This is a genomic window from Streptomyces sp. P9(2023) (assembly GCF_032436795.1).
Taxonomy (GTDB): Bacteria; Actinomycetota; Actinomycetes; order Streptomycetales; family Streptomycetaceae; genus Streptomyces.
In genome coordinates, this window is sequence record NZ_JAUPWM010000544.1 from 1 (window position 1) to 265 (window position 265).

A 265-nucleotide genomic window follows, 5' to 3' on the forward strand; every position below is an offset into this window, starting at 1 on the left:
CATCAAACTGTTGGATGATGCACAAGCATTAGGAGAAATAGTTGTAATAGGTTATGGGGAGCAATCTAGAGCAAAAGTTATTGGCGCTGTTGGCGAGATTAGCAGCGAGGAGTTAAGTAAAGTAGCAGCGGTATCGTTAGATCAGCAAATTTCAGGAAAAATGGCTGGGGTAGTTGTAAATCAGTTTAATGGGCAACCAGGTGCAGAATCTCAAATTGTAATTAGAGGTACAGGAACATTAACAGCTGGAGCAAATCCGCTGATT

The 265-nt window shown here is 41.5% G+C and carries 1 protein-coding gene; it reads left to right on the forward strand.

All coding sequences use genetic code 11. The annotated features are described in order from the left end of the window. A partial coding sequence (locus Q5762_RS38650) for a TonB-dependent receptor plug domain-containing protein (protein ID WP_315896992.1) occupies positions 1 to 265 on the forward strand: 265 nt, incomplete at both ends.